This window comes from Bacteroidota bacterium, from assembly GCA_020161395.1.
Classification (GTDB): Bacteria; Bacteroidota; Ignavibacteria; order Ignavibacteriales; family Ignavibacteriaceae; genus UTCHB3.
In genome coordinates this window covers 52954-78558 of sequence record JAIUOE010000010.1, presented here as the reverse complement: position 1 = coordinate 78558, position 25605 = coordinate 52954, and the positions used below count along the sequence as shown (strand labels likewise).

Below are 25605 nucleotides of genomic sequence, written 5' to 3'. Positions count from 1 at the left end.
TCAACCTGAATTAAAAGTTATACGACAAACCGACTTCAACTCTTCTTGGTTCAGAGAAGAAACCCGGATTTTGATACAGTTCTTCAAGTGTATTGTAATACAACCTTGGGTTAACTTTTCTGGCTTCAAGAAGCCCGAATGTGAAATATGGATCACCTGTGTCGGAGTATAATCCGCGTGGATTGTCAAGATCCAACAGGTTGAAAACTCTCATGAAAGCTGTTATCCTCTGTCCGAAGATTTCAATTTCCTTGTAAGCTCTCAAATCGATATTGAAAATATCGTTTTTGTAGTCACTGTTTCTTGGGAAAGCATTCTGTGTCACTCTTGTGTTTTTGTTGACTGCAGGAGTGTAAGGCTGACCTGTGAAATAGTTTGCTATCAGGGAAATACCAAAATCGTTTGGTACCGAATAGCTTACAGCAAGGTTCATGGTGTGTGTCTGATCCCAGTCGAGTGGTGCTATGTAGGTTTCGGGAGCTGCACCGCCAAGGATTGCATTTCTTGCATCTGCAGGATTTGACGAATTACCTTTGGTTACCGAGAATGTATAATCCATGTTTACTGACAAACCGCCACCAAATCTCTTCTCAAACTTCACAATGAAGCCCTTCGAGAATCCGAAATCGGAGTTTGCATACTGGCTGTAGGTTGATTGCGTACCAAAAATTGAAATCTGATCGGTTTGCGTACCGGTAAGATCTCTAAAATCTTCGAAGAACAAAGTTACATCAATAGCCATGTCATCTGACAACTGCTGTTGAAGACCAATTTCACCTTTAACGGTTTTCTGTGGTTTGAGATCAGCATTTCCGAACAGGGCAACATTACCCGATCCGTCAAGCACTTCAAAATCAGGATTGCTGTAAAGAAGTTCATAGCTTGGAAGCTGGAAGAAGTGACCGTATGAGAAGTGGATGACTCCACGGGCCGTAATCGGGAAAGCAATACCAAGGCGAGGGCTGATCTGTGTTTTTACAGAAGCGTCCTTGTACCAGTAGGTAAGTCTTTCTTCGTAGGTCTTTGCTCTGTTTGCAGGTTTAACAGGTTTTCTGATATCAGGATCTGTCGGGTCTGCAAGGATTTTGCCGTCAGGATTGAAGAGGTCGAATCTTAATCCGGCATTAAATATAAGGTTGAATGCTTCAAACTTCGATTGAACATAACCGGAAATTTCCTGTGGTTTTCTGCGATATGTGTCGTGATCGGTTGAAGTCTCAGGTGGCACGATAACATTGAATGGCTTTGCATCAACTCCGTTTACCGTCATTGGCACGAGATTGATGTTCTCAAAGTATATCATGTGCTGTTTCGCATCAATACCAAACTTTACACTGATCTGTTTGTTAAACTGGGTTTCCCAGTCGAGTTTGGCAGAGTATGTTCCCGTATTTCTTACAAACCTGTTGTTGTTTGTTCCACCGATATCAAAACTGTACGGAGGATTCTGCTTCAGCCTGTTATCCACATAAAGTGTAGGTCTTGAAGGATTTCCGGTGTAGATGTTCTCATAAAGGTAGTGTCTGTAGTCTTTAAAGAAATAGGAGAGGTTTAAAGTATAAAATGAAGAATTGGAAATGGCATGGTTAATACTGAAAGTGTTGCTGATACCTTGTCTGAATCTTTGAAGATTATTGTCAGGCGTCAATCTTGGCGCACCGTCAAAATAATCCTGCTTGTCAAACAGATAACTGTAACGGACAGTAAATCCCGGGAAAATCCTGTATGTCAGTTTGCCCTGTGCAAAGTAACGGGTGTTTTCATTCGTAGGAACAAATGCACCGTCTCCGCGGGGACCGGCAAGAGGTGTCAGAGATGTATCGGATCCGTCAACAAGGTTATACGACTGATTCGAAGTGTTTTCTCTGGAAATATCCGATGTAAGGAAGGTTCTTTTTCCGTAATAGTATCCTTCGTTGTAATAGTATCTCCCATTTGCAAAGAAAAACAGTTTATCCCTCAGGAATGCACCGCTTAAACTTGCATCAATATTTCTTACCGCAATCGGATTGATCTTTTGAATGTTCCAGAAAACATCCTGTTTGTTGGAAATATAGTCGCCACCATAGAAAGAGAGAGACCCGGTGTAATCATTGTTACCATCTTTGGTCACAATGTTTACGATACCCGACATTGCCTGTCCATATTCAGCGTTAAAAGCACCAGAAATTACCTGAAGCTCTTTTACTGAATTTGTGCCGACATCAACAACATTACTGTTGTCGTAAGCATCTGTCACAGGTACACCGTCAACCTGATAAACCACCTGTCCGCCACGACCGCCACGCATGTGGAGCTCGCCTCCGCCACCCACAACGATACCGGCTTGAAGCTGGAGTACATCGGAGATGTCGGTAACAGGAAGTTCTGATATCAACTCATCTCCCACTATTGAAGTGGAAGCGGTAATATCTTTGTTGATTAATGGCTTCTCTGCAACTACAATCACTTCTTCAGTCTGAAAAGATGCCGGAACTATGGCAAAATCCAGTGAAGTGGTGAGACCGGTAGCAACTTTTATGTTTTCAACAGTATAATTGTTGTATCCGGTCATAGAAGCGCGTATTTTGTATGTTCCCGGAGGAACATTTATTATCACATATTCGCCATCCAGATTGGTAGCGGCACCAAGGTTTGTACCCATGATAACCACATTTGCAAATGGAAGCGGCTCCTTCGTCTGAGAGTCTAAAACCCTTCCGGAAATCTTACCGGCTTGAGCAAAAGCTTGAGGAGAAAGGAACAGAATGGAAACAATAAAGGCACACAGTAACAGTATATACCTCATTAAGGCCTCCGATTAACTCTCTTCGTTTGTTAATAAATCATTACCTAAAATTTCGCATCTTTAAAATATCCCATTTTTAGCAAAAAATCAAAACTATTTTTCATTAGTTTACATTATATTTTGCCACTTGTCTAATTTATAGTTAGACAATAATTATATTCATCTTAGACATGCCTGCTCGTGACGCCTTAAGGGGTATCACTCTTTTTTGCCCGTGAAAAATACATTTCCACACCAATCAATATCATTGCAATTATTATGAACAGTTTCCATAATTCCGACCCCAGCCGTGACTCTGTGAGCGTCTGTGTAAAATTGCCTTCTGCACCAATGAAGACCGGGCTGTTTTTCACATTGATTTTCTTAAAATAATCAACTATTTCCTGTCTTTCCATCGGGGTGGAATTTGACTCTGTTGTGTCAGTATTCACAGGGACAAAATCGATCTCTTCATCATCCCGGGTAAACCTGTAAATTCCGGGAAGGTCTGTCCCGGGAAATACAACCCCATCATCTGTTTTACCTGATCCAAGTGCTGATGCCAGTCCGTTCGGAGCAACCACGGTTACCTTTCCTCCCCCTGTTTTTCTACCGGGAAGAGCGATCTCCTCGCCCGTTAAACTTCCCCCCGTTGCCGGTTCCTGTGATGCAAGATAGAACATTGACCGGTAGACAAGAGGCGCGAAGAGGGGAATCATCGGGAAGTCACCGGTTGACAGGGTTGGTGATGTCGCCACTGACAGTACCCTGCCTTTTCCTGCTCTCGTCTCTTTAAGGAACACGCTGCCGTCTGCCATTGTAATTATATCAGTGCCCCCACCCTGCGGCAATCGGAACCATGTAACAAGTTCGGGTGATTCAACGCTGTTCCCGTATTGTGTCTGAAATATCTCCCTGAGCAGGGGATGATTAAACATCACCGCAGAAAATTTCCCCGGAAGAGCTTTTGAATCTTTCTTAAGCTCCAAAGGAGGGGAGACTCCAAACTGTTTTAGCAAAGCAGAATATCCCGCAAGTGAAGTATTTTCTCCCGGAAACAGAAGGATTCCACCACCATTGGCTGTATAATCTCTCAATTTCCCTAAATTTACCCCTTCACCTGATCCGGCAACAATAATCATGTTCACATCTTTAAGATCCAAAGCACCCGTCTGAGTGATATCCTTCTCAGTGATTTTCATGTTGCCCGAGAAAGATCCGGATTCAATTGCTGCCCTGATAAATTTCAAATCGGAACTCTTGCCCAGCAAAACGGTACTAAATTCCTTCGGCAAAAAGATCGAAGCATATCTCCTGTTATCGGTTTTAATATCATCGTCCTCGATCGATGCATAAATCGAAGAGAATCCTGACTTTCTTACAGGTGCCGAGAGAGTGATGTCAGTTATTTTCCCGGCATCAAGATTATAGCTTTTTTGGGCACCCCTTTCGTTATTCACAAAAAGTGAAACCACCCCGTTTTTGACATCATCATCGGAATAATTTCTTATTGTCACCGTAACAGAGATATCCTTGCCGGGCTCGAAGACCTGATTGTTTACTTTTATTCCGGTAATCGCCGAGTTAACCGTCTTTTTCGAACCGAGGTTAAACAGCCTGGTTTGAACTCTTGAGTCAAGGAGAGTCGAGACATCGGTAAACTCTTTCGGATTTCCGAGTGTGGCTTTCTGAAAATCGGAGAGGATGTAAAGCTCTTTATTCAAATTCTCTGATTCACCGAGCAGACGGGATGCCTTGATTATTGCAGTGTTGAGATCTCCACTGATGAAATCAGGCTCCAAATCTTTTATGGCTTTTGTTAACGCCGGCAGATCTCCGGGGGTGAGTCTGATATCCAGATCTCTCCCTGAAGTAAGAATTACACTGGCTTCGTCACCTTCTTTCAGTCCCGACAGGATGGAAACTGCCACTCCCTTGGCAAGATTGAATCTCGACCCCTGACCTTCCACCACTTCCATGCTGAAGCTGTCATCCAACACCAGGACAACCGTGGTTTTAGCCGCGGAAGTAAAGCCGGGAATTCTTTCATTCTGAATCACGGGTCTTGAGAAACCAAGAACCAGCATTGCGATGATCAAAACCCTAAGCGCCATCAACAGCCACTGTACGAGTTTCACTCTTCTCACTTTTTGTTTTTCGATAAGTCGAAGGAAGTGAAGTGTGGAGAAATCTATCTTTTTTAGTTTTCGTAAATTGAGGAGGTGGATCAATATCGGAATTGATGCAGCGAGAAGTCCAAACAATAAACCGGGTGAGAGGAAATTCATACGGTCACAGCAGAACTGTTAAAGAGAAATGGTGTTGGTTCAAGGGATGGATTAAGGCAGCCGGGAAGGTGTACCACTCACCTTCACCGGACACCCGCAAATCAAATTTGACATTCCATCCCCTGGAAACCATAATATAGCGTTACTTACCGGCTTTTGCGATCAGATTGAGAGCACTGCCGGCTTTGAACCAGTCAAACTGTCTTTCGTTGAAAGTGTGGTTCAGTTTACATTCTTCAGTTGAGCCATCAGCGTGTTTTATAATGAGTGTAACCTGTTTGCCGGGTGCGAATTCCTTCAGACCTTTTAGGGAAACACGGTCACCCTCCCTTATTTTGTCATAATCTGCCGGATTGGCAAATGTAAGAGGAAGCATGCCCTGTTTTTTCAGATTGGTCTCGTGAATTCTGGCGAAACTTTTTACGATTATCGCTCTGCCACCGAGGTGCCTTGGTTCAAGTGCAGCGTGTTCACGGCTGGATCCCTCACCATAATTTTCATCACCAACAACAACCCAGTTTAAACCGGAGGCTTTATATTCGCGTGCAACTTCAGGAACTGATTTGTATTCACCCGTCACAACATTTTTTACCTTGCCGGGATCACCTGTATAAGCATTAATTGCTCCAATGAACATGTTGTTTGAAATGTTGTCAAGATGTCCGCGGTATTTCAACCAGGGACCTGCCATCGAAATATGATCTGTGGTACACTTCCCTTTGGCTTTTAAAAGGACGGGGAGGTTCTCGGGGTCGTTACCGTCCCAGGGAGTAAAGGGTTCAAGGAGCTGTAACCTGTCACTCGATGGTGATACTTTTACTTCAACCGAGGATCCATCCTCTGCCGGCGAAATAAATCCGCTTTCACCCGGATCAAATCCTCTTGCAGGAAGTTCATCACCAACCGGGGCTTCAAGTTTTACTTTTTCACCCTTTTCGTTTACAAGTTCATCGGTGAGCGGATTGAACGAAATGGTGCCGGCTATTGCCAGTGCAGTAACTATTTCGGGAGATGCGACAAATGCAAGAGTATCAGGATTTCCGTCATTTCTTTTCGCAAAGTTTCTGTTGAAAGAGGTGATTATGGTGTTTCTCTCACCTGTCTTCATATCAACTCTTTTCCACATGCCGATGCAAGGTCCGCAGGCGTTTGCAAGAATTACACCGCCAAGATCGGTAAGAGTCTGCAACTGACCGTCCCTTTCGATGGTTGCCCTTACCTGCTCGGAACCCGGAGTGATTGTAAACTGTGATTTCGCTTTCAATCCTTTGGCGAGAGCCTGACGGGCAATGTTTGTTGATCTGTCAATATCTTCATAGCTTGAATTGGTGCAGCTTCCGATAAGAGCAACACTCAGTTTTTCAGGATAGTTGTTCTCTTTAGCTGCTTCTTTAAGTTTTGAGATGGGCCATGCGAGATCAGGGGTGAAAGGACCGTTTACATGTGGTTCGAGTTCACTTAAATTGATTTCAATTATCTGGTCAAAATATTTTTCAGGATTTGCAGCCACATCTGAATCGGCTTTGAGTTCTGAGGCAATGTCATCAGCGAGTGCAGCGAGGTCTTCCCTTGCTGTCGATTTAAGATATGCTGCCATTTTCGCATCATAAGGGAAAAGTGAAGTTGTGGCACCAATTTCAGCTCCCATGTTACAGATGGTTCCCTTGCCTGTACATGATATCGATTCAGTTCCCTCACCGAAATATTCAACAATCGCACCAGTTCCACCCTTCACGGTCAGGATGCCGGCAAGTTTGAGAATAACATCTTTTGGAGATGTCCAGCCGTTCAGTTTTCCGGTAAGTTTTACACCGATGAGTTTGGGCCATTTAAGTTCCCAAGCCATTCCTGCCATCACATCAACCGCATCAGCACCGCCAACACCAATGGCAATCATTCCGAGTCCGCCTGCATTTGGTGTGTGGGAGTCGGTACCGATCATCATTCCACCAGGGAATGCATAGTTTTCAAGAACCACCTGATGGATGATTCCTGCACCCGGTTTCCAAAATCCGATTCCGTATTTGCTACTGACACTTTCAAGGAAATCATATACTTCCCGGTTGTCAGTGTTTGCTCTGTTGAGATCATCAACAGCGCCGGTCTGTGCCTGAATCAGGTGATCACAATGAACAGTTGAAGGAACCGCAGCTTCCTTCTTTCCGGCTGACATAAACTGCAGAAGTGCCATCTGGGCAGTTGCATCCTGCATGGCTACACGGTCGGGAGCCAAATCGGCATAATCCTTGCCTCGTGTAAGTGGAGATGAAGGAAGTTCCCAAAGATGAGTATATAAAATCTTTTCGGCGTAAGTAAGTGGTCTGCCCAAAAGTGTGCGGGCATGCTCCACCTTACCCGCAAATCCTTCGTAAACTTTCCTGATCATATCAAGATTGGCTGTCATCCGTATCCTCGTTAAAAAAATTGGAAAAATCAATTTACAAATATAGCAAAAGAGAGGCGAGACATAGTCCGGAGATTCGGAACCTCAGCGACTTGAGAAACTTGAGTGATTTAAATAATGATGAATTTACATTTTCAGAAAAGGAGTGACAATCGTCTCGATTGTCCTACCGAAAACTCTCGAAACGGGAAAAGGAGTGACAATCGTCTCGATTGTCCTACCGAAAACTTTCAAGGATTATTAAAAACATAAAACCATTTGTAATCCTCACCCTCTACCACCAGCCCTTTTTTCATGGGATTATTATAGATATAGCTCGCAAATGTTACAAATTCATCGTTGTTTCTTACAGTCTTGTCAAAAGATTCATGCTGCCAAAGCTTCTTTTTGCACCGATGGGCTGTGAAACTTTTTATGCTTTGCATTATTTCAGAAAGGGAAAATTCCGCATCGTCATTTTTAGGAAGTGGAATTATCAGGAGGTGTATATGATCCGGCATCACAACTGCTGTTAAAAGATCGTATTTTTCATCATCGAGGAATTTTATTGCTGAAAGCACTATGTCTCTTTCCTCAGGTGAAAGGATTTCGCCCGACGAACAATGCGAGGTTACGAAATAACAAGTTCGGGTGGATTGATAGTGAGGGGGTTTCCTTCGTGTAACATTCAGGTCTTTAACCGGTTCGAAATTCGATTTCATGTTTGTTATGGTTTTTTTTAAGGTTTTATAAATTTCTGTATTCCCATTTTGTTGGTCGATAGGACAATCGAGACGATTGTCACTCCTTTTCCTGAGTTTGAATTGGTCGAAAGGACAATCGGGACGATTGTCACTCCTGTTCCGAAACGAAAGATTTCCCAAAAATAAAAAAGGGGCGAATATCATTTCTGACATCGCCCCTGAATTTTCAGCTTTCGCTATTCAGCCTTCAGCCCTCAGCTTTCAAACTTCTGACTTCAGCTTTTCTTCTTCGGTCTGTAGAGGTGAACACTTTCGCCAAAGAAAACTTCTGCGGCTTCCATCACGGTTTCTGAAAGTGTGGGATGAGGATGAATGGTCATTTTGAGGTCGGTAACATTTGCACCCATCTCGATGGCAAGTGTGCCTTCGGCGATTAGTTCACCAGCGCCGGGACCACAAATTCCCACTCCGAGAATTCTTTGAGTATCGGGATCGACAACAAGCTTTGTGACACCATCGAATCTGTCAAGGGTGGTCGCTCTGCCGGAAGCTGCCCATGGAAATTTAGCAACTTCGTGCTTGATTCCCTTTTCACGGGCTTCAGTTTCTGTGATTCCTGCCCAGGCAATTTCGGGATCTGTGAAAACCACGGCGGGAATTGCCGCAGGTTCGAATGCCACACGATGACCGGCGATAGCCTCCACCGCCACACGGGCTTCGTGTGAAGCTTTGTGCGCGAGCATGGGATCACCTGCAATATCACCGATTGCATAAATGTACTGATCAGTGGTCTTCAGAGTATTATCAACTTTGATGTGCCCGCGGGGTGTAAGTTCAACCTTTGTGTTCTCCAGACCAAGTCCGGCAGTATTAGGTCTTCTTCCGATCGATGCAAGTACATAATCGTAGAATTCCACTCTGTCAGCACCTGTTTTATCCTGAATTGTAACATTAATTCCGTTTTCGACAGGTTCAAGCTTCATTACCCGTGACTCAAGCATTATCGCCTCGAACTTTTTCTTCAACATCTGAGAGAGGAAGTTCACCATATCACGGTCGGCACCTGGCAGAAGTCCGTTTGTCATTTCCACTACAGAGACCTTTGTCCCGAGTGCTGCATAAACAGATCCAAGCTCAAGTCCTATGTATCCGCCACCAATTACCAGCATCTTTTCAGGAATTGCAGGAAGATCGAGTGCAGAAGTGGAATTCAACAGCCTGTTGCTTTTTATATTGAAAGCAGGTATCGTTATGATCTCGGAACCGATTGCAATAATCGCTTTTTCGAAGTGAATTTCATCCTTGCCTCCATCGTTAAGATCAACTTTTACCGAGCGGGAAGAAGTAAATGTAGCCCTTCCCTGAACAAAATTGATCTTGCGCTGTTTTGCAAGCTGACCAAGTCCACCGGTCATCTTGCCGACTACTTTATTTTTGAATTCACGAAGCTGATCAAGGTTTATTTTTGGTTCGCCAAAATCGACACCCCAGTGCTTTGCTTCCTTCGTCTCGTTTATCAGTTTTGCAACATGAAGAAGTGCCTTCGATGGGATACAACCTCTGAAGAGACACACTCCACCCGGATTTTTATCCAGATCAACAAGCGTTACTTCCATTCCCATATCTGCTGCGGCAAAAGCGGCAGCATATCCACCGGGACCGGCACCAATCACCAATAATTGTGTTTTTATCATAGCAACCCCCTACCCTTCAATCAAAAGTTTAAAGGGATTCTCGAGAGTTTCGATAACCCATCTTAAGAAACGGATTGCATCAGCACCATCAATCACTCTGTGGTCATATGAAAGAGACAATGGCAGCATCAGTCTCGGTACAAAATTACCGTCTTTGTAAACTGGTTCGAATGCACCTTTGGAAACACCAAGTATTGCAACTTCAGGTGAATTGACAACAGGTGTGAAATAGGTTCCGCCAATTCCACCGAGGTTGGAAATGGTGAAGCATCCACCCTGCAGGTCATCGAGCCCGATTTTTTTGTTCCTTGCCTTTTCAGAAATCACATTCATTTCGGCAGAGATTTGGGTAAGGTTCAGATTGTCGGTTCCCTTGATGTTTGGAACGATCAAACCGAACTCTGTATCGACAGCAATGCCAATATTGAAATAGCTCTTGTAAACTATCTCTTTTTTCTCCATGTCAACTGATGAGTTGAACTGCGGGAACTGTTTCAAAGCAGCAGTGATCACCTTTACCAAAATCGAAGTCATCGTGAGTTTACCACCTGATTTCGCAACATCAGGAGCAAATTTCTTCCTAAGCTGCTCAAGGTCTGTAATATCCGCTTTGTCAAACTGTGTTACATGCGGAATTGTAGCCCATGCGTAACTCAGGTGCTCTGCAGTCTTTGTTCGGATGTTGTTCATCGCTTTCCGCTCGATTTCACCAAACTTGCTGAAATCGGGAAGTGGCTGATGCTTAATTCCAAAACCACCTGCCGCAGCCTGTGGCTGATCTTTCACCCTTCCTTCATGAAGAGCTTTCGAGAAAGCTTTCACATCATCAAGGGTTATTCTTCCACCCGGACCTGACCCGGGCACCTTGTTGATATCCACACCAATCTCTCTTGCAAGCCTTCTGACTGAAGGAGCGGCTGGTGCTGAATTCTTTAAGATCGGTGGTTGCATGTCGAGCAGAACTCTCGGTGGAGCAACTGTCACTTCAGGGTTACCCAGTTCCTCTTTGAGCTCCTCGGGTGTCAGTTTTGGTGCTGCGGTTTGGGAAGGAGTCACGGGCTGTGCCACAGGAGCACTTGCCACGGTATTGACTGCCGGAGCCGCACCTGATGATGAATCAAGTTTGAACATCACAGAACCGACTTTTGCATGCTCGCCTTCTTTTACAAAGACCTCTGTTATGGTACCTGAAGCACTCGCAGGCACCTCGACTGTCGCTTTATCGGTCTCTATTTCCAATACAGACTGATCTTCCTCGACTTTATCACCAACTTTAACGAGTACCTTGACAACCATCGCCGATTCTATTGTATCACCCAAATCAGGCAGTATCATCTCGGTCGATACAGGAGCAGAATTTTGAACCGGGGCTACCGGAGCAGGTACGACAGTTACAGGCTCTTCAGCCTTTGCCTTTGGAGTTTCAACAGCTTTTTCAACTGCCGGGGGAGCTGCAACAGGAGCAGCAGCCTGACCTTCGGCGCTGACTGAAAACACAACTGCGCCTACTTCAACTTTATCGCCTTCTTTTACATAGACACCTGAAACTTTTCCTGATATCTCGGAAGGGACCTCGATTGTAGCTTTGTCGGTTTCAATCTCCAAAACAGTCTGATCCTCTTTCACCATATCGCCCGGTGCAATAAGTACTTTTACGATGGTCGCGGAAACTATACTTTCACCCAGATCGGGTAATTTAAATTCTTTATCCATGGTACATTCCTTTCTTACGATATCATCGGGTTAAGTTTATTTTTGTCGATATCAAGCTCTTCAATGGCTTTATCGACAACAGATTGTTTAACCTTGCCCTCTAACATCAGTCCATAGAGCGCTGCCACGGTAACATATTTTGCATCCACTTCGAAGAAATCCCGAAGCTCTTTCCTGCCCTCACTTCTTCCAAATCCATCGGTTCCGAGAGTCAATAATCTTCCGGGCACCCACTTGGAAATTGAATCAGGAATTGCCTTGATGTAATCACTCGAAGCAACAAAAACGCCCGAAGCTCCTTCAAACACTTTCGAAATGTAGGTCTGTTTCGGATTACCGGGGTTCAGAAGGTTCCATCTCTCTACATCGAGAGCTTCTCTTCTGAGTTCTTTATAACTTGTTGCGCTGTAAATATCTGCAGCAACTCCATACCTCTCCTCAAGTATTTCCTGAGCCTTAAGCACTTCATTCATGATTGTGCCACTGCCGAGAAGATTTACCTTGAGTTTCAATTTTTTCTTGTCGGATGAACGGAATTTGTAGAGACCTTTTACAATCCCCTCTTTGACTCCTTCGGGCATTGGGGGCATTGCATAATTTTCGTTCATTACTGTGATATAATAGAACAGGTCTTCCTGCTCTTCATACATTCTGCGAATGCCTTCGCGAATGATGATTGCAAGTTCGAATGCAAATGCAGGATCGTAGGTCAGAAGTGTAGGCACGGGATAAGCGAGGTGGTGAGAATGACCATCCTGATGCTGCAAACCCTCTCCATTAAGGGTGGTTCTGCCTGCAGTTCCTCCCACGAGGAAACCCTTCGTACGCATGTCGGCACCTGCCCATACAAGGTCACCTATTCTCTGGAATCCGAACATCGAATAGTAGATGAAGAACGGAATCATATTCAAACCATGGTTGGCATAGGATGTACCTGCAGCGAGGAATGATGCCATCGAACCGGCTTCGGTAATACCTTCTTCGAGAATCTGTCCGTCTATCGCTTCTTTGTAATAAAGGAGGCTCTGTCTGTCAACCGGCTCATAAAGCTGTCCGACATGGGAATAGATACCCACCTGACGGAAGAGGGCTTCCATACCAAATGTACGGGCTTCATCGGGGACTATCGGAACAATTAGCTTGCCGAGCTCCCTGTCTTTGAGGAGATTGGCGAGAATCTTAACAAATACCATTGTTGTAGATACTTCTCTGCCATCTGTACCCTCAAAAAATTCCGAAATGATCTCCTCAGGTGGAGTCTTAATCGGTCTGATATCAACTTTTCTCTGAGGAACGGAACCACCGAGGGCTTCCCTTTTCGCTTTCAGATATTGAATCTCGGGGCTGTCGGGAGCAGGCTTATAAAATGGAGCTTTAGCCACTTCATCATCTGAAATGGGGATTCCAAATCTTGTTCTGAATTCTCTTAATTCATCCTCGTTCAGTTTCTTCTGCTGGTGAGTAATGTTCTTTCCTTCACCGCTTTCACCGAGTCCGTAACCTTTGATTGTCTTTGCAAGAATAACAGTCGGCTGACCTTTGTGCTCATAAGCTGATTTGAGAGCGGTATAAACTTTTTCAGGATCGTGTCCGCCTCTTCTCATCTTCCTCAACTGTTCATCACTCATTTCCTCAACCATTTTGGTGAGTTCAGGATGTTTTCCGAACAATTTTTCTCTGACATAAGCACCCGACTCTACCGAGAATTTTTGGTATTCACCATCGACAATTTCTCCGAGGGTCTGAACGAGAATTCCTTTGTCGTCTCTTTCGAGCAACGGATCCCAGTCGGAACCCCAAACCACTTTAATAACATTCCAGCCGGCACCTCTGAAAGCAGCTTCAAGCTCCTGGATGATTTTGCCGTTACCTCTTACAGGACCGTCAAGTCTCTGCAGGTTACAGTTAATAATAAAAATAAGGTTGTCAAGTTTTTCGCGGGAAGCGAGGGTGATGGCACCGAGTGATTCGGGTTCATCAGTTTCACCGTCACCAAGAAACGCAATTACTTTGGCGTCAGATTTTGGAACAAGTCCTCTGTCTTCGAGGTACCTGTTAAATCGTGCCTGGTAAATAGCCTGAAGTGGTCCCAATCCCATCGAAACGGTTGGGAACTGCCAGAAATCAGGCATCAGCCAGGGATGCGGGTATGAGGAAAGTCCTCTTGGAGTTTTCAGCTCTCTTCTGAAGTTTTCAAGCTCTTCAACCGAAATTCTTCCTTCGAGAAATGCTCTGCCGTATATTCCCGGTGAGGCATGCCCCTGGAAATAGATCATATCGCCGGGATGGTTTTCGCTTTTTGCTCTGAAGAAATGATTGAATCCGATTTCAAGGAGTGTGGCAACCGATGCATAAGTGGAAATGTGTCCGCCAATTCCGTTTTCAATTTTATTGGCTCTTACTACCATTGCCATCGCATTCCAGCGGATGATGCTTTTTATTCTTCTTTCAATTTCACGGTCACCCGGGAAAGGAACCTGTTTTTCTCTCGGAATGGTGTTGATGTAAGGTGTGTTGGCTGTGAATGGGATCTCCACTCCTGCTTTGTGTGCCCTTATTTGCAGGAGGTGCAGTAATTCAACCACTCTCTCTTTTCCGCCATTCTGCAAAACATAATCAAGAGAATAGAGCCATTCCTGATTCTCAAGTTCCTGTATTTCACGCAAATTTTTATCGTCTGTCATATAAAACCTGTTTAGTTGTCGATGTTCGTTTCTGTTTCTAATAACACGGTGGGGAAATTTTTAATTTCAAACTTACAAATTTAGCAAAAGAAATCTAAAATCGCAGACGGGTTTCGTGCCCAATGTCCCAAATAACATTTGCATTTATGAAAAATATGATTTAGATTAACAACTCATCATTAAATGTTTTTTTATACCTCTTTTGAGAAAGCCAAATCATGATTTCTGATGGGAGTTCAGATAGTAGTAATGGCATAGCTCTAGACAATTTCTTCAGTTTCTTGCCGGGAATGGCATACAGATGTGCCAATGATTCTGACTGGACCATGTTTATTATTTCCCCCGGGTCTTTTGAGCTGACCGGATACACACCGGATGAGTTTATAAATCAACTCGTTTCCTTCGATTCCTTAATTCTGCCCGAATATAGAAAAAAAGTCCGGGATGCCATCCAGGAATCAATTGACTCCAGACTTCCGTTCACCATCGAGTACAGAATCCTGACAAAATCGGGTAATGAGAAATGGGTCTGGGAAAAAGGGGCAGGAATCTACGACGACAAAGGGAATCTCCTTTTTCTTGAAGGATATATCACCGACATTACAGAGAAAAAAGAACGGGAATTCGAATTTAATACCTTCTTCGACATCCAACCCGACCTTCTTTGTATAGCCACAATTGGCGGAACTCTCATAAGAGTTAACCAGGCATGGGAGAGAACTCTCGGCTTTGAAGTTAAGGAGCTGCAGGGTCGCTCATTTATCGAATTTGTACACCCCGATGATCTGGAAAAAACCCTGAACCTAGCGGGATATGTCTCGGATGACGGGATCATATCTTCTTTCCGAAACAGATATCTGACCAAATCAGGTGAAGTTGTTACCCTCGACTGGCGGGCAGCAATCAAAAATGATAAATATTATGCCGTTGCAAGAGATGTCTCTCAACAAATCAAACTCCAGGAAAGCGTCAAAGAAAATGCCGGAGTTCTAAAGTCACTCGTAAATTCGATCACCGAATCTGCTATTCTGATCGAAATTGACGGCACCGTTGTAATCAGTAACTTAATTACTGCCGAGAGACTTAAGAGGCCGGGAGAAGATCTGTCTGGAAAGAACATTTTTGAACTTCTGGAACCTGAAACAGCAGAATACAGAAGAAAAAAGGTTGACGAGGTCATCCGTAAAAAAGCTTCTGTACAATTCGAGGATCTGAGATTTGGAAGCAACATCCTGAACTCGATTTATCCAGTTTTTGACGAAAATGGCGATGTTTCCAGGCTGGCGATTTTCGGATTCGATATTACCCACCGTAAACACTCGATACGGGAACTTGAAGCACTTTCGAGTGAATTAAGAGATTTGAATGAAAGAAAGAACAAGTTTATTTCCATTTTGGCTCACGACTTGCGGGGTCCTTTCCACCCGTTGCTTAATTCACTTGACCTGTTGCACAGCGACTATGAACTTTTTACAGAAGATGAAAGAAAACAGTTCATCAAATCAAGTTATGAAATAGCTCAAACCCAGTTCGCACTTTTGGAATCGATTCTCGAATGGTCAAGGGCAACGCAAGGGAAATTGAGAATAAATGCCGAAAGGTTTCTGATCTCAACTACCATCCAAAAAGCCATTGCTCAAGTATCATCCGTCTTTGAAAGCAAAAATATTTTAATAAAATTTACACCATCTGAAGAATTTTTCGCAATTGCGGATACCGAGATGACTATTACCGTCATCAGAAACCTTCTTTCGAACGCCGCTAAATTCAGTGATGTCGGTTCTCAGGTTTGGATTAACCAGAAAGCTACGGATAAAACGATCGAAGTTTCGGTTATCGACAATGGAAGAGGTATCGAATCTGAAAGCCTGAATAAACTTTTTGACATCTCTCAAACAAGATCGTCCCGGGGAACATTCAATGAAAAAGGTTCCGGGCTCGGTCTTCTCCTGTGTAAGGAATTGTTGGAAAAGATGCATGGCACTATTGCGATTTCGAGTGAACTGGGAATGGGCACTATTGTAACATTCACCCTCCCGAGAGGCTTGTCGATTTGATAGCCGGAAACGGGATTTCCTGACCCGCCGGAATTATGATAAAAGAAATTGAAATCGCCGTGAATCCGGCTGATGTCCGCGACAACGAAAAAATACGCTCCCTCATTCTCAAATCGATTAGAGAGAAACCGGCAAAAATATCGGGATATTACATCTCGAAAAGATCAATTGACGCGAGAAGCAGAACCCCCCTTTACCGATTCAAAGTTCAGGTTTTTATTGATGAACCGGTCGTTAATCCCCTTACACCTCCTGTTTACAAGGAAGCTGCCGATGGTAAACAGGTAATTATTGTCGGTGCAGGTCCCGGTGGACTTTTTGCAGCACTCCGACTGTTGGAAAGCGGCATTAAACCGGTTATCCTCGAGAGAGGGAAGGATGTGCAGGCAAGGAGGCGGGATCTTAGAGCAATTATGCAGTTCCATACGGTAAACGCCGATTCCAATTACTGTTTCGGCGAAGGAGGTGCAGGCACCTACAGCGACGGCAAGCTCTATACCCGCTCCGACAAAAGAGGAAATGTCCTTAAAATATTGAACATTCTTGTAATGCATGGAGCCGACCCCGACATCCTGGTAGATGCTCACCCTCATATTGGATCAAATAAACTGCCGAAAATTATCGCCTCCATCCGTCAAACAATTCTCGATCATGGTGGTGAAATTCATTTTGATTCGAGAGTCATCGGTTTTCTGAGGGTAAACAACACAATCACAGGAGTTGTCGTAAACGAATCAGAAGAGTTCAGAGGAGATGCCGTTATACTGGCTACCGGTCATTCTGCCAGAGACATTTTTTATCTCCTCGACAGGGAAAAAATATTGATTGAAGCCAAACCTTTCGCCCTCGGTGTGAGAATCGAACATCCGCAACCGCTTATCGATGAGGCGCGTTACCATTCCAAAAAAAGAGACCCGAATCTGCCGGCAGCGAGTTACTCACTCACATGCCAGGCTTCCGGAAGAGGAGTCTATTCTTTTTGCATGTGTCCGGGAGGTATCATCGTTCCGGCATCAAGTGCTCCCGGTGAACTTGTACTCAACGGAATGTCGGTCTCCCGCCGCGATTCCCCTTTTGCAAATTCAGGATTCGTAGTTGAGGTCACTCCAAACGACTGGGCGCAATTTGAAAACAAAGGTGCCCTTGCGGCGCTGGAGTATCAGAAAATGGTTGAAATTGATGTTTGGAAGGCAGGGGGAAGCACTCAAACTGCCCCTGCTCAAAAGGTGACTGACTTCACAAAAGGGAAAGTCTCTTCGACACTTTCCAAAACGAGTTATATACCCGGAACTGTTTCACTCGACCTGAACACAATTCTGCCGCATGAAATTTCATTCAGATTAAAAGAGGCTTTGAGAATTTTCGATAAAAAACTGAAGGGCTACATTTCAGAAGAGGCTCAGATGCTTGCAGTTGAATCGAGGACTTCATCACCTGTCCGCATTCCGCGAAACAGGGAAACGCTCATGCATCCGCAGATTTCAGGGCTTTATCCTTGTGGTGAAGGAGCGGGTTACGCGGGTGGAATTGTTTCCGCTGCCATCGATGGAGAAAATGTGGCAGCAGCCTTTCTAAACCCGTCTTCCGATAGCTGAGGCTATTAATCTCACTTCATTAATCAACTTTTCAAATTGATCCGGAAAGAGTGCCTGAGGACCATCAGACATGGCTTTTGCTGGATCGTTGTGCACTTCAACTATCAGTCCGTCAGCGCCGGCAGCAACGGCTGCTCTGGCAACAGGAGTTACCATATCACGGTATCCGGTGGCGTGTGAAGGGTCGGCAATTACAGGAAGATGGCTTTTCTGTTTGATCACCGGTATTGCTGATACATCAAATGTGTTTCTGGTGGAGGGTTCAAAAGTCCTGATTCCCCTCTCGCATAAAATTACTTTATTGTTCCCGCCTGCGAGGATATATTCGGATGACATTAAAAGTTCATCAATGGTTGCAGACAATCCCCTCTTTAGGAGTACAGGAATATTTAATTTCCCGAGCTCTTTCAGCAACGGGTAGTTATACATGTTTCGTGCACCCACCTGAAAAATATCAGTATATTTCCCGACAAGATCGATAAGGGTGAGATCAATTATTTCAGTTACGACCTTTAAGCCGTTTTCATCTGCAGCTTCCCTTATGAATCTGAGACCATCCTCACCCAACCCCTGAAACGAGTAGGGGGAGGTTCTCGGTTTGTAGGCACCACCTCTTAAAATTTTCGCTCCCGATTTCGCCACATAACGGGCAACAGAATGAATCTGGCTTTCATTCTCCACTGCACAAGGACCTGCAATTATTGTAACTTCTTCACTTCCGAGCAATGCATTACCAACTTTAATGATGGTATTGTCGGCTTTAAACTCCCGCCCTGCAAAAACATACGGTTCGGAAATGCTGAGTACTTTCGCAACACCCTCGATCATGCTGATTTCTTTTATATCACTCTCGGGTTTCATCCCTCCGATACCGATGATTCGCTGTCCTTCTCCCTCGGATTTTAATACAGAATAACCCATACCTTTGATCTTCTCAACGATTCTGTCAATCTTTTCTTCATCTGCTCGCTGTTCAAATACTACAACCAACTTGATCTCCGGGAAAAATGAACTGCAAAAGTAACTCTATTTTGCATGTTTAACAATAAGTAATCAGATTCTGTAATAAAAACCGTTCAGGAGTAACTTTAGTTGCTTTCAATATGTTACGGGTAACCGGGTTACTCCTCTCCCGCTATGAAACATTTCTGCATTATTGCATTATTGGATTATTGGATTAAAAACGCCTCTCCAATTTTCTTTTTGCTGAAAAGGACTAAATAGCACTTCAGGTTTTCCAGGCGTTTTATCTCTTCCGATGACCTGTACCTCTGGAGCTGGGCGATGCCCTCGTTCTTTATCTGCTCGTACTTCGATTCATCTTTCATCTTCAAATACTTGAATTCGATTAGAAACTGATACTTGGAGTCATACGCATCATATCTCGTAAGAAGAAGATCAAGCCTGCCGTTTGAAATCTCTCTCTCACTGTCGATAATAAATATCCTGTTTAATGAGAGAATGGAGATTACAATCATCTTCAGATTGCTTTCACGGAAGTTCTGGAAGTCGTTGTCTTTCAGCGGTTCCATAATCTTCGATACTTCTTCTACGAGGTAATCAATCTTTCCTTCACTCGCCATCTGCTTGAAAATGCGGGCTTTTTCGGAAAGGTCAAACGAAATATTCTGCTCCATCTCATACACTGCACGCAGATACTCCCAGTAGATGGTTTTAATAACATAATTCGGAATCACAAACCTGATTATACCGTACTCCTCTTTGTCAATTGTCAGAAGTCCGTTGTAAAAGAGAACCGATATGGCGTCTGCCCGGCGGTATGGCATCTCCAGATTGAATTGTGTTGAGAGACCGCCTTCAATCGCCTCCTCCACATACACATGTTCAATGATGTAATCCCTGTCAGCTTTGGGCAATTTTGAGAGTATGTTACTGATCTTCTTCCAGTCGCTTGTTACATTATTGTCAGTTATTTCTTCCGGATATGTATAATCTTTGTGAAAAGCCGATAGAAAACTCAACACCAGCTGGGGATTGTACAGTTTCTCACCACCTCTTCTCGAAAAACGGCTACCGTTGAACCAGGCACGCATATCGCCAAGCAGTTTATCAAGGTCGAATTTCCCTTCCTCGTAGATTGTACCGAGTATCAACTCTTTCAGTTCAGCCTCCGTAAATCCCGCAAGATTGTGAAAATCGATGTCGAGTGTAATATTTAACCCGATGTTGAATCCACTCGTCATACTGTCCAAAGTAACCGGGGTGACTCCTGTGGCAAAAAAACGGCTGACTATCCCTTTCCCGGTATAAATCTTAATGGTCTCATAAAACTTCCTCACCCAGCCGTTACGGGAGACCACCTCCTGAAAATGCTCTTGATTGAATGAGAACAGATCATTTGTGAAATGATCATACTCATCAATTAGAATATATACCTTACCGGACGGTCTGTATTTACTAAAGATTGTGAAAAAATTTCTGAGCAGTTCGGGACTTGAAAAATCAGGATTTCTGAAGATATCCTTCTCAGTTTCGGTACCAATGTCGTAATCATTCAAAAAATTAATGATGACATTGTAAACTTCCGAATTAAATTCAGATTCAATCCTCCCGGAATCCTCTGTTTTAATCCCGCTGAAATTAAAACTGAGGATGTAATAGCTGTTTCTAAGAGCCGTAGTGTTCCCCGGTTGTCCGATATAATAATTTCCGAACAATTCCTCAAACTGATCATTGTACTGAATACCATAATAATGTTCAAGCATCGAAATTAGAAGCGATTTACCGAATCTTCTCGGACGGAGAAAAAAGAGGTAATTATCACTAAGTTGCTCAAGCAGTCCTATAAATTTTGTTTTGTCAATGTAATATGCCTGCTCTCTAATGAGTTCTGCATAATTTGAAGTTTTGGAGGGTATTTGCTTTTTCATTTGCTTGAATTTTAATTGTTTGGTATGTGCAAATATAATGATTTGTGGTTAGTTACTCTTAGTTGAATTAGAGCGTAGAAGAGAATCCCAAATTTCGATTGTGGATGGCAAAAAAAGGATGCAACAATTCATCGGAAAGAGGCAGTAAAACCTATCCTTTTTTTGTCAAAGCATCAAGTTTTTCTTTTATTTCGAGATTTTCCGGGTACCTTTGGGAGAGATTACGAAGCATCTCAATCAGTTTATTCATGTCGTTTATCTTGATGTAGTAGTCAAGCAGCATGTCGTAGGGGCTTCCGGTATCATCGTATGAGAACGGATCTTTTTCGAGTTCCTTTAAGGCAAGTCCTTCTGAAATGACGCCAAGTCTTTTGAAATCATTCAGTTCGCCCACCCTCTCGTAGAGAAGCGCCGCCCTGTAAACAGTTGAGTAGTTCCTTATCAGGGTTCCGGGCTTCAGATTCATATCAAAATAAATCAGTACCCTTTTTGCCTGACCTTTGTTTTCCATCATAAGGTATGAATCAGCAAGATCGAAATAAAGATTGGAATAGTTGTCGATGAGGGAATATAAAGACCTGTCACGAACCACTTCTTCAGAATTAATTGAACCGAAATCGAATGGCATCCCAAAATTTGCTGTTTCATCAAAATAATCTTCGGGTGTACTTAAGAGTACTTCCAGCAGATCACTGTTTATCGATTCATTTCTTTCGGAAGTTACATAGGGAAGCATCCTGTAAGCGAGCCCTTCCGCCCGGAGATATTTGGAGAACACGGTGCGTGCGCGTCCCTGATATGTCGGAGTAAAGCAGATATCCCTAAGCCATTTTGTTTTAGCTATGATGTCGAATATAACCTGCTCCGAACCTGTTACAACCAGTTGGGAAGAATCTGCTTCTTTCTCCGGAACCGGAGGAAATACGAACGACAGTTTGGGGAATCTCTCTTTGCTTTCCACTTTATATTTATCGAGGACTGACAACGGAATCTCAAGATTATACTTTTCAGGTTTTCTTGTCTGTGGCTGAAGTTTTTCAATTTCATCCACGGAGATGTCCATCCCGGCATTATATGTGCCCATAAAATAATTTGACTTCATGAGTTTTACATACTCGGGAGCATTTAGAAATCCGGCGTGTAAAAAAGTGATATCTTTACGAAGACCGTCCATCAGTTGAAGATAGTAGACAAGAAAGGTCTCCAGTTCATCCTCTGAAAAGACTATTGCATTTTGGGGTATCGATCTTAAAAGATTCTCGCCATAATCGAAATATGCCCCCGATATCACTCCGTTTTTTAGGATTTGTCTGAAGCATATCTTTGCCGAATCAGGCTGACCTTTCACCATATACGAAAGTGCCGCAGTTCCCCAAATGGAAATAATCTTGGAATAGGCGCTTAAGTGCCACGATTCACCTTTGTATTCAGGTGACAATTCGATCGATTTAAGGAAGTGGATCACCGATTTCCGCAGGAATGACATATCCAGAACCGGGAGGTAATTCATCGTGGGGAGGGATATTCTGTCGTAGGCATAGCCGAGAAAGTAGTGAGCCTCCGGATTTGTCGAATCTGTGAGCAGATACTGTTCCAGCTTCTCCGCAGCTTGAGAATAAAGTTCAATCTGAACTGTATCGCTTGTTTCTGCCAAACGAAAAATATCTTTTCCGCTCTCCAGTAAATTCTGCGAAAGTCCAACTGCCTGGAGAACGGAAAAAATTAATATGTAGTGTTTAATCTTGCTCATCAAAATTCTTTATAATCGATAAGCAAAGATAAACAAAAGAGGGATTAGCTGTTAAGCTACATCCCCCGAAGTGCATTTACGATATTCAGTCTGGCTGCTCTGAATGACGGCAGGAAACCGCCAATGAAACCCATAACCAGTGAAAAGATCAGAGATGAAATGATTATCGCCGGAGAAAGGGAGAAACTGAATGCTATCTCTGAAAATGACGAGAAATTCAAAGTCGATATCTTCACAAATGAGAGGAAAGATGCAAGTCCCAACCCGATTACTCCGCCGAGAAGCGCCAGAAACAGCGACTCGATCAGGAATGCCATCAGTATGCTCCTTCTGCTGAAGCCGAGGGCTCTCATCGTTCCAATTTCCACAGTCCTGTTCGCAACCGCAGAGTACATCGTGATTGTGGCTCCAATGGTTGCTCCAAAACTGAAAATCACAGTGACAAATATTCCGACTATGCTGATGAACAGGGAAAGTCCCTCCGACTGCTCGGCATAATACTGTTGCTCGGCCTTCGCTTCATATTGATTCAGCCGTTTATCCTTGAGCAGGAACTGATTAAACTGATCGAGTTGATCGGGAGAAACAAGTTTTGTTGTCAGCGTGCTTACAGTGCTTCCTCTGTTGAAAGCTGCGAGAATCTGCGAAGCATCACCCCACAATTCCGAATCGAAACCACTTCCGTCAGTTGTGAAAATTCCAACAACTGTCCAGTCACCACCGGCAAATTTAATTTTCTTTCCGATTTCAGTCTCCGGGAATTTTGCAACGAGTGCATCGCCCACAATCAGTTCATTCACTCCGAATTTGAATTCGCGTCCCTCTATGATCCTGACCTGAGGTCTGAGTTCTTTATAAATCTCATTTGTTCCGCGCACAGTCAGGTTACCTGTGGCACCGTCATCGCGGGTAAGATTTATCAGAACCACGGGCTCTTTTGAGATAAGAGGTTTTCCGGCAGCCGATTTACTAATCAGTGGTGATGTGGAAATAATTGATTGAGACTCACCGTCAATAAGACTGGATATCTCACCCGTCGCAGATTTTCTGACAATCTTAATATTATCAGGTGAACCCGTCGATTTGAGGGTTTTCTCAATTCCATAAGCCATCATTAAAACCGCTGCGAAAACAAAAGCCACAAGTGCAACACCGGCAATGGTAATTGAAGTGGTGAGTTTTCTTCTCTTGAGGCTGTTTACTGTATATTTTAAAGGTATCATACTCTTCTCCTTACCCTACAAATCTGAATCCGTCAACAATCTTTGTATTGACGGCTTTGTGAATCGGGAAAATCGATGCAATTATTCCGACCAGCATGGCTGAAAAGAAAGCAAATAATATTGTCATCGTTTTTACTTCCAGGATTGGGAATATTGTTTTTGGGACAATCTGACTCAAACCATCGACAAGAGAGATCCCGAGGAAGAGTCCAATGAGTCCGCCAAGAAAGGATATAACCAGCGATTCACCGAGTATCAGGCCTGTCAGATGCTTCCCTGTAAATCCGAGTGTTTTCAGCACTGAATATTCCCTGGTTCTTTCCCTCGCTGCCATGATCATGGTATTACCAAGCACGAGCATTATGATTCCGATAATTACATATGAAACCACATTCATTGCTGTGATAATGGCACTTGTGGAGGCAAGAAATCCCTGGTTGAATGCCCTTTCCGACTCTGTTTTGGTGGTAAATGAGCTGTTTGTAAAATATCCGTCAACCTTTTGTGAAATGGCAGCAATTTTGTCAGGATCGGTAACTTTGATAATATACCAGCCCACTTCATTTGCCCTTGCTGGAGACTCTTTCTGCAGGCGTTCGTTTACATAATCCCAACGGAAGTACATGCCGGTCGCATCAGTTATCTTGTCGCGGGCTTTATAGACGGCTGCCACCTTGAAATCCCAGTTTCCGGGGTAAATATCCCCTTCAATAGTAACAATATCACCTTTTTTGATATTGAACTTTGTAGCGGTAGCCTCGCCAATTACACACGACTGAACATCTTTTTGAAATGCGGCTTTTTCTTCAGGCGTAATCATAAACTCGGGATACACTTCGAAAAAAGTATTATGATCCACTGCCATTCTGCCGAAAAAGTTTTCCTTGTCCTTGTAGACTCCCTGAAACCAGTTTGCCCATGAAACAATTTTTACTCCGTCGATTTTCTCTATTTTATCTTTGTATGCTACCGGCAGAGGGAAGATAAATGATACGGCATTCCTGACAATTACACGATCTGCAGCAGCAGCTTCCACCCCGATATCCCATGCCGTAATGATTGTTCTCATCACAACAAAAGCGATAACGGCAACTGAAATACCAATAATCGTAAGGAAGGAACGCAATTTGTGCCGAAGTGCATTCTTCAGCATAATCTTTAAGATTTTCATACTGTCTCCTTGACCAGTTCACCTTTCTCAAGATGAAGGACACGACTTGCTCTCTCAGCAGCATGCGGATCGTGAGTTACCATTACGATAGTTTTATGGTAATCTTTATTAAGTTTTTCCAAAAGCGACAGAATCTCGGAAGCCGAGTTTTTATCCAGATCTCCGGTCGGTTCATCTGCAACAATTATCAATGGATCAGTTACAATTGCCCGGGCAATAGCCACTCTTTGCTCCTGACCACCTGAAAGTTGTTTCGGGGAGTGGTGCATTCTGTCACCAAGTCCTACTATGGTCAGTGCGGTTTCGACATGTTTTTTCCGCTCATCTTTTTTCAACTTGGTAAGAAGAAGCGGCAGTTCGACATTCTCGAAAGCAGTAAGAACAGGTATCAAATTGTAGAACTGAAAAACAAATCCGATGTTAGCCGATCTCCATTTTGCAAGATTCGACTCACTCATGCGCCCCACATCTTCGCCATTGATATTAATGGTGCCTTCTGTGGGTCTGTCAATACCTGCAATCATATTCAAAAGTGTGGTTTTCCCCGAACCCGAAGGTCCCATCAGGGCAAGAAACTCACCACTCTCGACACCGAGACTCAGTTTATTCAAGACAGGAATCTCGAGGTTGTTTCTCCAATACGATTTTTGAAGGTTGTTGATCTCTATTAAAGATGACATATATT

The 25605-nt window shown here is 43.7% G+C and carries 15 protein-coding genes; 2 read left to right on the top strand and 13 right to left on the bottom strand.

All coding sequences use genetic code 11. The features are described from left to right. Positions 1-10: 10 nt before the first annotated feature. The 7 genes from LCH52_14115 to aceE form a co-directional block, all read right to left on the bottom strand. The gene (locus tag LCH52_14115; protein ID MCA0389621.1) at positions 11-2788 is read right to left on the bottom strand and encodes a TonB-dependent receptor; all 2778 of its coding nucleotides are present in this window, start codon (positions 2786-2788) and stop codon (positions 11-13) included. Positions 2789-2976: 188 nt separating this feature from the next. Beyond that, on the bottom strand, positions 2977-5055 hold the full coding sequence (locus tag LCH52_14110; GenBank protein MCA0389620.1) for a BatA domain-containing protein: 2079 nt from the start codon (positions 5053-5055) through the stop codon (positions 2977-2979). Between the two features lie 142 nt (positions 5056-5197). Then, complete coding sequence (locus LCH52_14105) at positions 5198-7459, bottom strand: aconitate hydratase (GenBank protein MCA0389619.1); 2262 nt, start codon at positions 7457-7459, stop codon at positions 5198-5200. Between the two features lie 230 nt (positions 7460-7689). Then, positions 7690-8019 carry a transposase gene (locus LCH52_14100; GenBank protein ID MCA0389618.1) on the bottom strand — a complete coding sequence of 110 codons (330 nt, stop codon included), beginning with the start codon at positions 8017-8019 and terminating at the stop codon, positions 7690-7692. Between the two features lie 398 nt (positions 8020-8417). Next, complete coding sequence (lpdA, locus tag LCH52_14095) at positions 8418-9836, bottom strand: dihydrolipoyl dehydrogenase (protein ID MCA0389617.1); 1419 nt, start codon at positions 9834-9836, stop codon at positions 8418-8420. A gap of 9 nt (positions 9837-9845) precedes the next feature. After that, complete coding sequence (locus tag LCH52_14090) at positions 9846-11549, bottom strand: dihydrolipoyllysine-residue acetyltransferase (GenBank protein ID MCA0389616.1); 1704 nt, start codon at positions 11547-11549, stop codon at positions 9846-9848. Between the two features lie 14 nt (positions 11550-11563). Then, the gene (gene aceE, locus LCH52_14085; GenBank protein MCA0389615.1) at positions 11564-14233 is read right to left on the bottom strand and encodes a pyruvate dehydrogenase (acetyl-transferring), homodimeric type; all 2670 of its coding nucleotides are present in this window, start codon (positions 14231-14233) and stop codon (positions 11564-11566) included. Between the two features lie 290 nt (positions 14234-14523). Here aceE and LCH52_14080 point away from each other — a divergent pair, with 290 nt between their 5' ends. Continuing rightward, positions 14524-16290 carry a PAS domain-containing protein gene (locus LCH52_14080; GenBank protein MCA0389614.1) on the top strand — a complete coding sequence of 589 codons (1767 nt, stop codon included), beginning with the start codon at positions 14524-14526 and terminating at the stop codon, positions 16288-16290. A gap of 35 nt (positions 16291-16325) precedes the next feature. Further along, positions 16326-17885 carry an FAD-dependent monooxygenase gene (locus LCH52_14075; protein MCA0389613.1) on the top strand — a complete coding sequence of 520 codons (1560 nt, stop codon included), beginning with the start codon at positions 16326-16328 and terminating at the stop codon, positions 17883-17885. Here the strand turns inward: LCH52_14075 and aroF are convergent. The 6 genes from aroF to LCH52_14045 all read right to left on the bottom strand — a co-directional run bounded on the left by aroF (position 17862) and on the right by LCH52_14045 (position 25600). Continuing rightward, positions 17862-18875, bottom strand: a complete 1014-nt coding sequence (gene aroF / locus LCH52_14070) for a 3-deoxy-7-phosphoheptulonate synthase (protein ID MCA0389612.1) — start codon at positions 18873-18875, stop codon at positions 17862-17864. The genes LCH52_14075 and aroF overlap by 24 nt on opposite strands. Before the next feature lie 179 nt (positions 18876-19054). Continuing rightward, a complete protein-coding gene (locus LCH52_14065; GenBank protein MCA0389611.1) occupies positions 19055-20776 on the bottom strand; it encodes an ATP-binding protein in 1722 nt (573 codons plus the stop codon). Between the two features lie 151 nt (positions 20777-20927). After that, complete coding sequence (locus LCH52_14060) at positions 20928-22526, bottom strand: hypothetical protein (GenBank protein MCA0389610.1); 1599 nt, start codon at positions 22524-22526, stop codon at positions 20928-20930. 56 nt (positions 22527-22582) lie between these two features. Then, entirely contained in the window at positions 22583-23749 is a 1167-nt protein-coding gene (locus LCH52_14055) for an FtsX-like permease family protein (protein MCA0389609.1), read from the bottom strand. 10 nt (positions 23750-23759) lie between these two features. Then, the gene (locus LCH52_14050; protein ID MCA0389608.1) at positions 23760-24920 is read right to left on the bottom strand and encodes an FtsX-like permease family protein; all 1161 of its coding nucleotides are present in this window, start codon (positions 24918-24920) and stop codon (positions 23760-23762) included. Next, complete coding sequence (locus LCH52_14045) at positions 24917-25600, bottom strand: ABC transporter ATP-binding protein (protein ID MCA0389607.1); 684 nt, start codon at positions 25598-25600, stop codon at positions 24917-24919. Before LCH52_14045 ends, LCH52_14050 begins: the two co-directional genes overlap by 4 nt. Between the last annotated feature and the right edge of the window lie 5 nt (positions 25601-25605).